General features: G+C 58.8%; 1 protein-coding gene. It reads left to right on the top strand.

Annotated features, from left to right (window positions below; translation table 11 throughout):
- Nucleotides 1–388: 388 nt before the first annotated feature.
- Nucleotides 389–1512 (top strand): Rne/Rng family ribonuclease (locus tag ACRESJ_RS24290; protein WP_431760169.1); only part of this gene is annotated, 1124 nt, incomplete at its 3' end.

Here is a 1512-nt window from a genome sequence, read left to right as displayed (position 1 = left end):
TCGGAAACAACGCCTAAATTAGCCATGATGCGTGACCTCCCCTTTCGGAGCTCACGGTAAATGCCAACCCGCTGCGGATTCTGCGCGCGGCAGCACCCGAATTATCAGGGATACGTGTAGGGTGGAGATGCACAACCGCTGGACTGTGTAGCAATAGGCTTTATCAAGACGCTTCATCTCGTCCACAGCCGCCGGTTGATTCCTCCTCCTGACTGAGTGCTTAAGTAGCCACAGCAAGCAGGACGCGTACGTCGCGATGCAGGCCCACATTGGCCCGACATCGCTGTACACGGGAATGGCCAACCGCTCCCGACGCACCTGACACCGACCGTGAGAAGTCGTGTGTGCCGAACGCCGTTTCCGGCAGCCCGGAAACCGACGGTACTACATGAAAAGAATGCTGATTAACGCAACTCAACCCGAAGAGTTGCGTGTTGCACTGGTAGACGGCCAACGCCTCTACGACCTGGACATCGAATCCGGTGCACGCGAGCAGAAGAAGGCCAACATCTATAAAGGCCGGATTACTCGCATCGAACCAAGCCTTGAGGCTGCCTTTGTCGATTTCGGCTCCGAGCGCCACGGCTTCCTGCCCCTCAAGGAAATCTCCCGCGAATACTTCAAGAAAGCCCCCGAAGGCCGCGTCAACATCAAGGAAGTCCTGAGCGAAGGCCAGGAAGTCATCGTTCAGGTCGAAAAAGAAGAACGTGGCAACAAGGGCGCTGCCCTGACCACCTTCATCAGCCTGGCCGGTCGTTATCTGGTCCTGATGCCCAACAACCCGCGTGCTGGCGGTATCTCCCGTCGCATCGAAGGTGAAGAGCGCAACGAACTGCGTGAAGCCCTGAACGGCCTGGTTGCCCCTGCCGACATGGGCCTGATCGTGCGCACTGCCGGCCTAGGCCGCAGCAGCGAAGAAATGCAGTGGGACCTCGACTACCTGCTGCAACTCTGGACCGCCATCAAGGAAGCTTCCCTGGATCGTTCCGCGCCTTTCCTGATCTACCAGGAAAGCAACGTGATCATCCGCGCTATCCGCGATTACCTGCGCCAGGACATCGGCGAAGTGCTGATCGACAGCGTTGAAGCCCAGGACGAAGCCCTGACCTTCATCCGCCAGGTGATGCCGCAGTACGCCAGCAAGATCAAGCTGTACGAAGACAGCGTTCCGCTGTTCAACCGCTTCCAGATCGAAAGCCAGATCGAAACCGCCTTCCAGCGCGTCGTCGAACTGCCTTCCGGTGGCTCCATCGTTATCGATCCGACCGAAGCCCTGGTGTCCATCGACATCAACTCGGCGCGCGCCACTAAAGGCAGCGACATCGAAGAAACCGCTCTGCAGACCAACCTTGAAGCCGCCGAAGAAATCGCCCGTCAGTTGCGCTTGCGCGACATCGGCGGCCTGATCGTCATCGACTTCATCGACATGACCCCTGCCAAGAACCAGCGCGCCGTGGAAGAGAAAGTCCGCGAATGCCTGGAAGCCGACCGCGCTCGCGTGCAAGTCGGTCG

Source organism: Pseudomonas sp., from assembly GCF_050739655.1.
Classification (GTDB): Bacteria; Pseudomonadota; Gammaproteobacteria; order Pseudomonadales; family Pseudomonadaceae; genus Aquipseudomonas.
This window is presented reverse-complemented; position numbering and strand designations above follow the sequence as displayed.